Source organism: Mameliella sp. LZ-28 (assembly GCF_012274245.1).
In the GTDB taxonomy this organism is placed as follows: Bacteria; Pseudomonadota; Alphaproteobacteria; order Rhodobacterales; family Rhodobacteraceae; genus Antarctobacter; species Antarctobacter albus.
The window spans coordinates 180545-194007 of record NZ_JAANYX010000011.1; the positions used below are offsets into that span (position 1 = coordinate 180545).

11 protein-coding genes are annotated in these 13463 nt (G+C 64.6%); 6 read left to right on the forward strand and 5 right to left on the reverse strand.

Annotation, left to right across the window (positions count from 1 at the left end; all coding sequences use genetic code 11):
- The first annotated feature begins 1 nt into the window (after position 1).
- Entirely contained in the window at positions 2-316 is a 315-nt protein-coding gene (locus G9Q80_RS07465; RefSeq protein WP_052244327.1) for a hypothetical protein, read from the forward strand.
- A gap of 68 nt (positions 317-384) precedes the next feature.
- Here G9Q80_RS07465 and G9Q80_RS07470 read toward each other — a convergent pair whose 3' ends face one another.
- Together G9Q80_RS07470 and gyrA are read right to left on the reverse strand one after the other, a co-directional pair.
- Complete coding sequence (locus tag G9Q80_RS07470) at positions 385-960, reverse strand: hypothetical protein (RefSeq protein WP_043138625.1); 576 nt, start codon at positions 958-960, stop codon at positions 385-387.
- 24 nt (positions 961-984) lie between these two features.
- A complete protein-coding gene (gene gyrA, locus G9Q80_RS07475; RefSeq protein ID WP_088713856.1) occupies positions 985-3717 on the reverse strand; it encodes a DNA gyrase subunit A in 2733 nt (910 codons plus the stop codon).
- 193 nt (positions 3718-3910) lie between these two features.
- Here gyrA and G9Q80_RS07480 point away from each other — a divergent pair, with 193 nt between their 5' ends.
- A complete protein-coding gene (locus G9Q80_RS07480; protein WP_043138631.1) occupies positions 3911-4180 on the forward strand; it encodes an usg protein in 270 nt (89 codons plus the stop codon).
- Positions 4181-4319: 139 nt separating this feature from the next.
- On the opposite strand, the gene G9Q80_RS07485 is transcribed toward G9Q80_RS07480, so the two are convergent.
- On the reverse strand, positions 4320-4871 hold the full coding sequence (locus tag G9Q80_RS07485) for a lipid-binding SYLF domain-containing protein (protein WP_069208907.1): 552 nt from the start codon (positions 4869-4871) through the stop codon (positions 4320-4322).
- A 146-nt stretch (positions 4872-5017) separates the two neighbouring features.
- Entirely contained in the window at positions 5018-6016 is a 999-nt protein-coding gene (hemB, locus tag G9Q80_RS07490; RefSeq protein ID WP_088668557.1) for a porphobilinogen synthase, read from the reverse strand.
- Positions 6017-6135: 119 nt separating this feature from the next.
- Here hemB and G9Q80_RS07495 point away from each other — a divergent pair, with 119 nt between their 5' ends.
- From G9Q80_RS07495 to G9Q80_RS07510, 4 genes are all read left to right on the forward strand, one after another.
- The gene (locus G9Q80_RS07495; RefSeq protein ID WP_043138639.1) at positions 6136-6663 is read left to right on the forward strand and encodes a hypothetical protein; all 528 of its coding nucleotides are present in this window, start codon (positions 6136-6138) and stop codon (positions 6661-6663) included.
- Between the two features lie 53 nt (positions 6664-6716).
- Positions 6717-10196 carry a transcription-repair coupling factor gene (gene mfd, locus G9Q80_RS07500; protein ID WP_088713855.1) on the forward strand — a complete coding sequence of 1160 codons (3480 nt, stop codon included), beginning with the start codon at positions 6717-6719 and terminating at the stop codon, positions 10194-10196.
- A 176-nt stretch (positions 10197-10372) separates the two neighbouring features.
- Positions 10373-10825, forward strand: coding sequence for a TadE/TadG family type IV pilus assembly protein (locus tag G9Q80_RS07505; RefSeq protein WP_069208904.1), 453 nt, complete (start codon positions 10373-10375; stop codon positions 10823-10825).
- 1 nt (position 10826) lies between these two features.
- Positions 10827-12314 carry a Tad domain-containing protein gene (locus G9Q80_RS07510; RefSeq protein ID WP_088713854.1) on the forward strand — a complete coding sequence of 496 codons (1488 nt, stop codon included), beginning with the start codon at positions 10827-10829 and terminating at the stop codon, positions 12312-12314.
- A 47-nt stretch (positions 12315-12361) separates the two neighbouring features.
- On the opposite strand, the gene G9Q80_RS07515 is transcribed toward G9Q80_RS07510, so the two are convergent.
- Positions 12362-13363: a COG3904 family protein gene (locus G9Q80_RS07515; RefSeq protein WP_074620644.1), complete on the reverse strand. Its 1002-nt coding sequence runs from the start codon at positions 13361-13363 to the stop codon at positions 12362-12364.
- Positions 13364-13463: the final 100 nt, after the last annotated feature.

Consider the following 13463-nt stretch of genomic DNA (forward strand, 5'->3'; position numbering starts at 1 on the left):
CATGAAACAGATTCTCTTGGCCACGGGCCTCTGCGCCGGTCTTGCGCAGCCTGCTCTTGCCCAGGCCACGACCGAGGCCCGGGTGATCGGTCCGTCCGGCGTGCCTGTCTACACAGTGCAGGTGCTGGGCGCCAACGGTGTCACCTACAATTGTCGCCCCGACACCGAAGAGCGTGACGGACAGGTCTTGCGCTTTTGCCGCCGAGTCGATGGTGCGGCGGTCGCCGATGGTGACCCCTTTGCACTGGCCCCGGCGATCATCGCGGGCGGTGTGCTGGCGGTGCTTGCCGTGGGCTCGGCCTCGGGCACGGATTGATACCGGCAATGCAAAAGGGCGGGACCGCGATTGCGGCCCCGCCCTTTTGCATTTGGAATGAACGCGGATCAGCTGTTGGGGTAGATAAACGCCTTGCGCGCGGATTCGAGATTGCCGAGACCCCGATTGATGGCAGGGATCGCCCGGTTGACCAGTTGGGCCACCTGCGGGCGCAGGGCAGACCGGGCGTCCTGGTCCGGCGCCGTGCTCAGGATCCTATAGGCCTGCGAGAAATCGTCGGACTGGCTGCGATAGGCCTCGATCAGGGCGCGGGCCTCGGTCAGGAACTCCGTACGGCCCGGCTGCGACTCTTCCTGCGAGGCAAGCCTGTTGACCAGGTCGCTGGCTTCGTCCGCACGTTTGACCATGCTCTCGCCGCAGGACTCGCTGAACATAAGCGCGGTTCTGGGCGTGGTTGTCGGCAGATCGAAACTCCCGGTCGACAGGCCAACGAACCAGTCGGTGCAATCGCGCGACCGACCGTCAAAGGAGTTGATCAGCTTGATGACCCGGTTGGCGTCATTCTTGCGGTCGTTCTGTGCCTCGATCCTCTGGTTCTGCTGGTAGCGTTCGTAACGTGCGTACATGAAGAATACACCCGCGCCAAAGGCCACCAGCGTAATCAGGAGTGAAATGATGCGCATGGCGCCGGAAATCCCTAGTCTGTTTTAGTCCTGCTCGGTTTCGGTGTCCGTCTCGCCCTGATCGGCGATCCAGGCCACGGAAACCACGGTTTCACCCGTGCCGGTGTTGAAGACCCTGACCCCGCCCGCGCTGCGCGACCGGAAGGAAATGCCGTCCACCGGCACGCGGATCGACTGACCGGTCGACGTAGCAAGCATGATCTGGTCGTCAAGCTCGACCGGGAAGGAGGCGACGATTTCGCCGCCGCGCATCGATTTCTCCCAGGCGGTGACGCCCATGCCACCCCGGCCGCGCACCGGGTAGTCATGGCTCGACGACAGCTTGCCCAGGCCTTTGGCGGTGATCGTCAGGATCAGGTTTTCCGCCGCCGACATCTGCGCATAGCGTTCCTGCGTGATGGCGCTGTCGGCATTGCCTTCCTCTTCTTCGGGGGGCTCGGCCTCGTCGGTCAGCCCGGCCATCGCGCGCCGCATCTTGAGGTAGGAGGCACGTTCGTCCGATGTGGCGTCGAAATGGCGGATCACCGACATCGACACGACCTCGTCGCCATTGGAGAGGCGGACGCCGCGCACGCCGGTGGAATTGCGCGAGTTGAAGACGCGGACCTCGGGCACGGGGAAACGGATCGCCCGGCCAGAGTTCGTCACCAGCATGACGTCGTCATCCTCGGAGCAGATGCGCGCGTTGATCAGGCGCATGTCCTCATCCTCGAACTTCATCGCGATCTTGCCGTTGCGCATGACGTTGGTGAAATCCGAAAGCTTGTTTCGGCGCACGCTGCCCTTGTTGGTGGCAAAGACGATCTGCAGGTCGTCCCAGTCTGCCTCGGGCCGGTCGACGGGCATGATCGCCGCAATCGAGACACCCGACGGGATCGGCAGGATGTTGACGATGGCCTTGCCCTTGGAGGTTCGCCCGCCCAGCGGCAGGCGCCATGTCTTGAGCTTGTAGGCCATGCCATCGGTGGTGAAGAACAGAAGCTGCGTGTGCGTATTGGCGACAAAGAGCGTGGTGACAACGTCGTCGTCCTTGGTCGACATCCCGGACAGGCCCTTGCCGCCGCGTTTCTGGGCGCGGAAATCGGCCAGGGCAGTGCGCTTGATGTAGCCGGACTGGGTCACGGTGACGACCATGTCTTCGCGTTCGATCAGGTCCTCGTCTTCGAGGTCGCCGGCCCATTCGGTGATCTCGGTCCGGCGCGGCACCGCGAATTCGTTGCGGATCTCGGTCATCTCGTCCTTGATGATGCCCATGATGCGCTCGCGCGAGGACAGGATGTCGAGGTAATCCTTGATCTTGGCGGCCAGGTCTTCGAGTTCGTCGGTGACTTCCTTGACGCCCAGCTGGGTCAGGCGCTGCAGGCGCAGCTCCAGGATGGCCCGGGCCTGGGTTTCGGACAGGTTGTACGTGCCGTCCTCGTTGGCCTTGTGGGTCGGATCGTCGATCAGCGCGATATAGGGCAGGATCTCTTCTGCCGGCCAGCGACGTTCCATCAGGCGCTGGCGTGCCTCGGGGGCATCCGCGCTGGAGCGGATCGTGGCGACCACTTCGTCGACGTTCGACACGGCAACGGCCAGACCGCAGAGGATGTGCGACCGTTCGCGGGCCTTGCGCAGCAGGTAGGCGGTGCGCCGTGCCACGACGTCCTCGCGGAAGTCGATGAAGGCCGAGAGGAAACCATATAGCGTCAGTTGCTCGGGCTTGCCGCCGTTCAGCGCCAGCATGTTGCAGCCAAAGCTGACCTGCATCGGCGTAAAGCGGAACAGCTGGTTCAGCACCACCTCGGCGGTGGCGTCGCGTTTGAGTTCGACCACCACGCGCACACCGTCGCGGTCGGATTCGTCCTGAACGTGGGCGATGCCCTCGATCTTCTTGTCGCGCGCGGCCTCGGCGATGCGCTCGATCATCGTGGCCTTGTTCACCTGGTAGGGGATCTCGTCGATGACGATGGCATAGCGATCCTTGCGGATCTCCTCGATCCGGGTCTTGGCGCGGATGATGACGCTGCCGCGGCATTCCAGGTAGGCCTTGCGCGCGCCCGAGCGGCCAAGGATCACGCCCCCGGTCGGGAAATCCGGCCCGGGGATGTATTCGATCAGTTCCTCGGTCGACATGTCCGGGTTTTCGATCAGCGCCAGCGTCGCGTCGATCACCTCGCCCAGGTTGTGGGGCGGAATCCGGGTTGCCATGCCGACGGCGATGCCCTCGGCGCCGTTGACCAGCACGTTGGGATAGCGCGCGGGCAGGACCGTGGGTTCACGCTCCTTGCCGTCGTAGTTGTCTTGGAAATCAACGGTTTCCTTGTCGATATCCGTCAGCAGGGCCAGCGCGGATTTCGCCAGGCGGCTTTCGGTGTAACGCATGGCGGCGGGAGGGTCGCCGTCCATCGAGCCGAAGTTGCCCTGGCCGTCGATCAGCGGCAGCGACATGGAGAAATCCTGCGCCATCCGCACAAGCGCGTCGTAGATCGCGGAATCGCCGTGCGGGTGATAGTTGCCCATCACCTCGCCGACGGATTTCGCGGACTTCCGATAGGCCTTGTCGGGCGTGTAATTGCCCTCGTACATGGCGTAGAGGATGCGCCGGTGCACAGGTTTTAACCCGTCGCGCAGATCCGGAATCGCGCGGCTGACGATGACCGACATGGCGTAGTCGAGGTAGCTCGACTTCATCTCGTTTTCGATCGAGATCGAGGGGCCGCGCGGCGCCGGACGATTTTCGTCTGCATTTTCAGGGGGTTCGGGCGTATCGCTCACGTCAGGGGCCTGTCAGTTGATCTGCCATATCTTGTTGAGAGGTGTATATCAGAGACTATCTGTAGGGTGCAATGGCGGCCCGGGGGCGCATTTTGGCAGCCAGCGGTCACGTCTGCTAACACACTGTTTTTATTGATAAGTAAAGATTTGCTTGGCAGCATTTACCTACGAGTTGTCAAACGAGGTAAAAACGATGCAGGAGTCCGAAACCGAGCTGATGCTCAAGGGGTATGGCCTGACCACGGCCGAGTTCTTTTATCACATGCCCGATTACGCCCATGTCCTGAACACCTTTATCTGGCAGGACTACGACCTGGCGCCGGATCATCCCCGGCTGTTCGAGTTCATCGAGTTCTGGCACGACGAGATCGAGGGGCCGTTGCACTCGGTCCGGTTCACCCATCGCAAGATGATCTCGCCGGGCGAATGGCGCAACGTGGTGGGTGAATTCCGCTATCATTGAGCGGAGGCCGGCGGCCGTGAATTTTGTACAAAACGTACGTTTTGTACGTCGATTCCGGCAAAACGTACAACGCGTTAGGCTTTTGGAAAGACATCGGGAAACGGGCGGTCCGTGATCGGGCCGCCCCTGGGCCCGGGTGTCAGGGAATGATGCGGGTGTATTTCACGCCTTCCAGGGTCGCGCCAACGCGCAGACCGGCCTGGCCAAAGATCACCGCGATCACCGGCGCCAGCGAGGTGGTGGTTTCCGCCGCCAGCGTCTCGCCGCGTTCCAGCACCGCGTATTCCAGGTTCGCGCCCGCGGCGAAGCCGGGCGAGCGGCGGAAGGTTTCCATCGCGCTGTTGGTCATGAAGAACAGGACGTGCGAATACTGTTGCGCGCCGATCTGCAGCCCGCCCGAGGCCTTGGCGACCGAGTAGTAGTCCACCGAGGCACCGTTGATCCGCAGGGCGCCGCGGCCATAGCCGCCGCCGAACCCGAGACCCGCCTCCGTCACCACCGGCATGACCAGCATGCCGACGGATTTCGCCGCAAGGTCGCGGGTGGCCGGGTAATCGCCATAAAGGCGCGACAGGGTCTGGTCGACCCGCGCGTCGATGCGGGCATCGCCGCCGCTTCCGACGCCGTTGCATGCGCCCAGTGCCAGCGTGGCACCAAGCCCGAAGGTCACATTACGTCTGTTGAGTGTCATGGGTCCGCCTGTTCCTCGAATAGCCTCAAGTCCGGCTGTCTCGCCGGTTGCGGCGCAATATAGGCAGGGGGGCAAGGGTTGTCACGACATGTTGTGGCCTTTCGGCAAGAGACCGCACGGAAGCCTCTTGCCGACAGGGGAAGGGATCACCCGTTCAGCAGGCGAGCCGCCTCGGGCGCGAAATAGGTCAGTACCCCGTCGCAGCCCGCGCGCTTGAAGCTCATCAGGCTTTCCATCATGGCCTTTTCGCCATCGACCCAGCCGCGTTCGCCTGCGCCCGCGATCATCGCGTATTCGCCGGAGACCTGGTAGGCAAAAGTGGGCGCGCCGAACATCTCGTGCGCGCGGCGGCAGATGTCCAGGTAGGGCATCCCCGGTTTCACCATGATCATGTCCGCGCCCTCGGCCAGGTCGCGGGCGATCAGGCGCATGGCCTCGTCGGAATTGCCCGGGTCCTGCTGGTAGGTTTTCTTGTCGCCCTTCAGCGCGCCCGAGGCGCCGACCGCGTCGCGGAACGGCCCGTAGAAGGCCGAGGCGTATTTCGCGGCATAGCTCAGCAGCAGCACGTTCTGGTGGCCCGCGCCCTCCAGCGCGCTGCGCAGGGCGCCGATGCGCCCGTCCATCATGTCGGAGGGGCCGATGATGTCGGCGCCGGCCTCCGCCTGGCTGAGGGCCTGTTTCACCAGCGCCTCGACGGTGCGGTCGTTGACGATCTCGCCATCTTCGACAAAACCGTCATGGCCGTTGATGTTGTAGGGATCCAGCGCGACGTCGGTCATCACCGCGATGTCGGGCGCCGCCGCCTTGATCGCACGGGTGGCGCGGTTGCTGAGGTTTTCCGGGTTCCAGGCCTCGGCGCAATCCTCTGTCTTGAGCGCGGGGTCGGTGTAGGGAAAGAGGCAGATCGCCGGGATCCCCAGCGCCTGCGCCTCGACCGCGGCCTCTGCCACCTTGTCCACCGACAGGCGGTTGACGCCGGGCATCGAATGGATCGGCTCCACCACGCCCTCGCCGTCGCGGACGAAGACCGGCCAGATGAAATCCGCTGGGCTGAGCGTGGTTTCCTGAACCAATGCGCGGATCGCGGGGGTGCGGCGCAGGCGGCGCAGGCGGGTGGCGGGGAAGGGGGCAAAGGTCGGCTGCATCGGGCGCTCCGTCATTGGTCGGCCAAGGGATGCACCCGAGCGCGCGGGCTTGTCCAGCCCCCTCTGGGCATTTGGATTGGCCCGCGCTATGAGGCGGGTCACAGGCAAGGACAGGGCACATGGACTGGTACGATACCGTATTCGAGCTGATCGACCTTCGCAGCTTTTCGAACCTGTGGTTCTGGATCGTCCTTGCCGTGCTCTGGTCCTCGACCAGCCACTGGGTCATGGGTGTGCCCTATGACATGGTCGCGCGCGCGCGCCGCAACGGCGGGCAGGCGGCGCAGGATCTCGAGGACCTGGTGCGCATCAACACCAACCGCCTGCTGTTCATCGCCGAGGAATCCGGCCTCTGGGTGGTGGCGATCGGATCGGCCTTCCTGTCGGGGGTGGCGATCCTGGGGTTCTACCCGGGCTACTGGATCGAGTTCGCGCAGGCCGTCTTTCTGCTGGCCTTTCCGATGACGCTGGTGGGGCTGCTGAGTGTGCGGTCGGCCCGCCTGATCCGTGAAGGCGAGGGCGAGGGAGAGGCGCTGTGGCGGCGGCTGCGCATCCACCGGATGCTGACGCAGCTCATCGGGATGGTGTCGATCTTTGTCACCGCGCTGTGGGGGATGTACATGAACCTGACGGTCCTGCCCTTCTGATCCGCCCAAAGGGCAGGTTGACGCCGGTCGCGCAGCGCGCCATTTGAGCCTCCATGACAGAGCAGCGGATCATCATGGGCGGCGCGCCCGAGGGCTTTGACGCCCGGCTGGTGCTGCGCGAGGTGGACAAGGCCAAGGGGCCGGTCATCCATATCGCGCGCGACGACAAGCGGCTGGCGGCCATGCGCGATGCGCTGGCCTTTTTTGCGCCGGACATGCCGGTGGTGCACTTTCCGGCCTGGGACTGCCTGCCTTATGACCGGGTTTCACCCAATGCCGACATTTCTGCCGCGCGCATGGCGACGCTGGCGGGGCTGGTGCATGGCGGGCCGTCGCGGTTCGTCCTGCTGACGACGCTCTCTGCGGCGATGCAATACCTGCCCGCGCGTGAGGTGCTGCGCGAGGCGGCCTTTGCCGCCCGTGTCGGTGACCGCGTGGACGAGGCGGGCCTGCGCGCCTTCCTGGTCCGGATGGGGTTCAGCCAGGCGCCGACCGTGACCGAACCGGGCGATTACGCGGTGCGGGGCGGCATCATCGACATTTACCCGCCGGGGGACGGCGGGCCGGTGCGGCTGGATTTCTTCGGGGACGTCCTGGACGGCGCGCGGCGGTTCGATCCGGTCAGCCAGCGCACGACCGAGAAACTGGACGTGGTCGAACTGGCGCCCGTGTCCGAGGTCATCCTCGACGAGGCGGCGATCACGCGGTTCCGGCAGAACTACCGGATCGAATTCGGCGCGGCGGGGACTGACGATCCGCTCTACGAGGCGGTCAGCGCGGGGCGCAAGCACGCAGGCGTCGAACATTGGCTGCCCTTCTTCCACGCGCGGCTGGAAACCCTGTTCGATTACCTGCCTGCTGCGCCCGTGCTGATGGACGATCAGCTGACGCCTTCGCGCCTGTCGCGCTGGGACAGTATCGCCGACCAATACGAGACACGCCGCCACGCCCTGAGCCAGAAAAAGACCCTTGGCAGCACGGTTTACAAGCCGATCCCGCCCGAAACCCTGTACCTGGACGATGGCGCCTGGGAAGCGGCGCTGGAGGGCAAGCGTCAGGTGCAGTTCCACCCGCTGCCGCAGGCCAGCGGGCCGGGCGTGGTGGATGCGGGAGGGCGCATCGGGCGCAATTTCTCGCCCGAGCGCCAGCAGGAAAACATCAGCCTCTTCAAGACGCTGGCCGATCATGTTCAGAAATGCCTGCAGGATGGGCCGGTGGTCATCGCTTCCTACTCGGAGGGCGCGCGGGAACGTCTGACCGGCCTGATCGAGGACGAGGGCCTGGCAGAGGCGATCCCCGTTGCCAACGGCACGCGGATCGACAAGCGCGGGCTGCACCTGGCGGTCTGGTCGCTGGAGGCGGGCTTTGTCGCGCCCTGGGACCCCGCGGGCGACAAGGGACGCCTGACCGTCATCTCGGAACAGGACGTTCTGGGCGACCGGCTGATCCGCCAGCCCAAGAAACGCCGCAAGGCCGAGAATTTCATCACCGAGCACCAGTCTCTGAGCCCCGGCGACCTGGTGGTGCACGTCGATCACGGCATCGGTCGCTACCTTGGGCTGGAGGTCGTCACCGCCGCCGGCGCCGCGCATGAATGCCTGACGCTGGAATATGCCGAAGGGGCCAAGCTGTACCTGCCGGTCGAGAACATCGAACTGCTGTCCAAGTATGGCCATGACGAAGGTCTGCTGGACAAGCTGGGAGGCGGCGCATGGCAGGCCAAGAAGGCCAAGCTGAAACAGCGCATCCGCGAGATGGCAGACCGCCTGATCCGGATTGCTGCCGAGCGCGCCCTGCGCAAGGCCCCGATCATGGACCCGCCGGCGGGGGCCTATGAATCCTTTGCCGCGCGTTTCCCCTACCAGGAAACCGACGACCAGCTGCGTGCCATCGAGGACGTGATGGAGGACATGCACTCGGGTCAGCCGATGGACCGGCTGATCTGCGGCGACGTGGGGTTCGGCAAGACCGAGGTCGCCATGCGGGCGGCCTTTGTCGCGGCCATGTCGGGTGTGCAGGTGGCGGTGATCGCACCCACGACGCTCTTGGCGCGCCAGCACTACAACAGCTTTGCCGAACGGTTCCGGGGCTTCCCGCTGGAGGTCAATCCGCTGTCGCGGTTTGTCTCCTCCCGGCAGGCGGCGCTGACCCGCGACGGGATTTCCAAGGGCACCGTCGATATTGCCGTCGGCACGCACGCGCTGCTGGCCAAGGGCATCCGGTTCAACAACCTCGGTCTTCTCATCATCGACGAGGAACAGCGGTTCGGGGTGCAGCACAAGGAACGGCTGAAACAGCTGCGCTCGGACATCCACGTCCTGACGCTGACCGCCACGCCGATCCCGCGCACGTTGCAGCTGTCTTTGACGGGCGTGCGTGACCTGTCGGTCATCGGCACGCCGCCGGTCGACCGCCTGTCGATCCGCACCTATGTGTCCGAATTCGACCCGGTGACGATCCGCGAGGCGCTGTTGCGCGAGCATTACCGGGGCGGGCAGAGCTTTTTCGTCGTCCCGCGCCTGAGCGATCTGCCGGAGGTCGAGGAGTTCCTGAAGGAACAGGTGCCCGAGGTGTCCTACGTCGTCGCGCATGGCCAGATGGCGGCGGGCGAATTGGACGACCGCATGAACGCCTTCTATGACGGCAGGTACGATGTGCTGCTGGCGACGACCATCGTGGAATCCGGATTGGATATTCCCACCGCCAACACGATGGTGGTGCATCGCGCCGATATGTTCGGCCTCAGCCAGCTGTACCAGATCCGGGGCCGCGTGGGCCGGTCCAAGACCCGCGCCTATGCCTATCTGACCACCAAGCCGCGGGCAAAACTGACCCAGACGGCGGAAAAGCGGCTGCGTGTGCTGGGCAGCATCGACACGCTGGGGGCGGGCTTCAGCCTTGCCTCGCAGGACCTGGACATTCGCGGCGCCGGGAACCTGCTGGGCGAGGAACAGTCGGGCCAGATGCGCGACGTGGGCTACGAATTGTACCAGTCGATGCTGGAAGAGGCGATCGCCAAGATCCGCGCCGGCGAGATGGATGGCCTGTCCGAGGCGGACGATCAATGGGCGCCGCAGATCAACCTTGGCGTCCCGGTGCTGATCCCCGAGGATTACGTGCCCGATCTGGACGTGCGCCTGGGCCTGTATCGCCGCTTGTCGGGGCTGACCACCAAGGTGGAACTGGAAGGCTTTGCCGCCGAGCTGATCGACCGCTTTGGCAAGCTGCCGCGCGAGGTGAACACACTGCTTCTGGTGGTTCGGATCAAGGCCATGTGCAAGAAGGCCGGCATTGCCAAACTGGACGGGGGCCCCAAGGGCGCCACGATCCAATTCCACAACGACAAGTTCGCCTCGCCCCAGGGGCTGGTCGAATTCATCAAGGCACAGGATGGACTTGCCAAGGTGCGCGACAACAAGATCGTGGTGCGCCGCGATTGGAAACGCGACAAGGACAAGATCCAGGGCGCCTTTGCCATAGCGCGTGATCTGGCCGAAAAGGTTGTCGCCGAAAAGAAGAAGGCCAAGGCCTGAGACAGGCCCTGGCCCCGGCTTTTCCCGCGATTTTCGCTAGCGCCAACCGCGACCGGGGCAAGGCCCAAAGATGCATCCCGGATAACAATTCACATTTCAGCCACATTCCTGACGCCCGAGGACCGTATTTTTCCTACAACCTGTAATTGATGCTTCTCAAATTCAGGATAAGTGGCATGTTGGTTTCCACGGCAAGAACACGGGTCCTTCGGCTCGTCAAGGATGAACAGGGCAGCTCGACGGTCGAGTTCTCGATCCTCTTTCCGGGGCTGATCTTCCTGATCGCCGGGTGCATCTGGTTGTCGGTCTATGTCATCACCATCGGCAACGTGCAGCAATTGACCTACGAGGTCGCGCGACAGGCCCTGCAGCATCGGGTCGCGGCGCCAGATCACCCCGCGCTGTGCCGCCAGGTGGGGGATGTTCTGGTCCCCGAGATGGTCACCACTCTGACGCTGATCGACCCCGACAAGATCACGGGCCTGTCCTGTTCCCCCGCCGAGATTCCGGGGTGGAGCCGGGTGACGCTGACCTATGACGCCTCGAGCATCGGGTTCTCCCCCTTGATCCGGGCCTTCAACGGCGGCTCTGACGTGATCGTCGGCCGTGCCCTCATCATGGGAGGCTGACATGTTCTGGCGTAACGAGTGCGGTTCCATCACCACGGCCACCTTGATGATCCTGCCCGCGCTGCTTTTGGGCGCGGCCATGACCATTGACCTGCTTTTCCTGAACGACCATCGCAGCCATGTGCAGGCGCAGGCCGATTTTTCCGCCCTCGAGGCCGTCCGCCACGTGGGTAACGAAGAGCGGGCCTTTGTCCAGGCCTCCCGGTCGGTGGCGTATAATGACCTCTTTCCCGCCCGCGCGCTGCAACCGGCGCAGGTGACGCTGGGCCGGTTCGAACAGGGCGTCTTTACGCCCGCATCCACGGACCCGCGGCGCCCCAATGCCGCGCATGTCAAGGCGGTGGCCGATGCCCATATGCAAGTGGCCGGTTTCCTGGGCCGCGAAAAGGCCACCGTGATCACCCGTCAGGCCACCGCCGTCGCGCGCGAGAGGGTGAGTTTCAGCCTCGCCAACTGCCTGCTGTCGCTCAACCTGTTTCACGGTGCGCTCGAGCCGACCCTGGGCGCAGACCTGGATGCGATCTGTTCCGAGGGGGCGCTGTTCCTGCGCACCGATGCGCTGTTGGAAACGCTTTCTGTCGATCTCGACGCGCCGTTGACCTACGGCGACGTGCTGGAGGCGGATATTGCCCTGTCGCGGATCCTGTCGCTGGCGGTCGGTGCCGAGGTGAACGCGCCGGATGCAGCCCTGCGCCTGGGCGATATACTGCACCTGGATTCCGGCACCCGGGGCATGGCGATCGGCACCCGTATCCCCGGGTCTTTCATCAGCGGCAGCGATCTTGTCTTCGGCTCCGTCGAACTTCTGGGCGAACATGCGCTGGACCTGAACCTGCGTGCGGACCTGGGGCCACTGGCCGATGTGCCGGTGTCGTTGACCATCGTCGAACCGCGCCGCATCGTCGCCAATGTCGAACCGGGCACGCCCGAGGCCTATGCGGAAACCGCGCAGATCCGGCTGGCGGTTCAGGGGCTGGACCTGTTGGGCCTGGTGACGCTGGACCTGTCGCTGCGCGTCGCCCATGCCGAGGCGAGACTGACCGACCGCGCCTCCAGCTGTCATGCTGCCGCGCGCGGCGAGCCGGTGGCGATCTTCGATCCGGTGCAGGCCGGGCTGGTGGATCTCTACATCGACCTGACGGCGCTGGGGCTGACCGTGCGCGATGAGATCGCGCTGGTGCAATCCGCCCCGCAGGAGATCGGGTTCACGGCGCGGGACATTGCGCGGCACCGGACGGCCGTTGTGGCGCCGCGGCTAGAAGGCACCTTGTCGGAACTGGATTCCGCTCTGCTGAGCTTGCTGGGGCAGTTGCCTCTGGCCAACCTGACAACCGGCCTCGTCGGCGGACTGCTCTCGCCGATCCTGGACAGTCTCTCGCCGGTCGAGGACCTGCTGGCCGCGATCGTCCACGATTTCGTCGGCCTTGCGATTGCGCCGGCCCGCCTGACACCTCTGGGCACCGATTGCAGGATCGCGCTGGTGCAATAACCGCTGCATTCCGGGGCCGATGGCCCGTGAAACGGGGCAGTCGCGGATCAATAGGGCAACCGGTCAAGGCGCAGTCCCGGATCCGCGGCCTCGAGGAGCGAGAAATACCCGTATTGAACCTGCGAGACCGGCACACGCTTGCTGCGCGCGGCGCCCTTGGGGACCGAGTATTCGCAGCCTTCGCCGGTCATGTCATTGGTGATGACCTCGACGGTTTCGCCCCATTGATCGGTCTTCCAGTTGACGAATTTCTGTTGCCAGTAGATGTCCGACGTGGCGCTTTCATCCGCGCCCCAGGCTTTCTGGTTGGCACAGGCACGGCGGAAATCCATCTCTGTCATTGTCTGGGAGGTGGGGCGCAGCGGCCCGATCGTGATCCCCCAGCGGCCGGCCTGGTCAACGGTTTCGACATGGAACATGCGGTCCGGCGGGGTGCGTAACATGGTGGCGATCAGCGAAGGTTTCAGGTGTTCGCCGTCCTCGAAGCCACGGTTCTGCATGAGATCCTCGACGGTGCGGGCCAAGGTCTCCATCGCCAGGGCATAGGCGCGGGTGACGGTCGCCGCGTCGTAGTCGCCGCGTTCGACCTGCAGCGAGGGGGCATGAAACCCAAGCCGCGCCGTCGGATGCATGACCCGCCACTTGTAATAGCCGCTTTCATGGGCGTGAAAGCTGCCCGCCATGAACAGCAAGGCGCAGGCGCTTTCACAGCGCGCACCGGCCTCGAGCTTGGTTCCAATGGCCATCTCGCGCAGCACCGCGCCCAGTTTCAACGCTTCGGAAATGGCGCCGCCGGGACTGTCCAGGCAGATGACGGAAACGCCGTACCGGTTCTGGCTGCGCCAGCCTTCGATGGAGCTGCGCAGGCTGCGGGCCATGCGGTCGGCATCGCCCGGTGCAAACTGGCCGGTGATCCTATGGGTGCAGGCGATGGCCGGGTCCGGGGCCTGGATGTCGATGGCATCGTTGGTCATGCCGATCACCCGCAACTCGGCCGCATGGGCGGGCAGGGCGAGCAGGCCGAAAAGTGCCAAAACAAGCTTTTTCATGGGCAAAACTCCGAGAAATGCGCCCTCAGTATTCCGTCACAAGCGATTCCGGTCAAACCCGGTTGCACGGGCGGGCTTGACCCCGGTGCGGGGCCGGTCC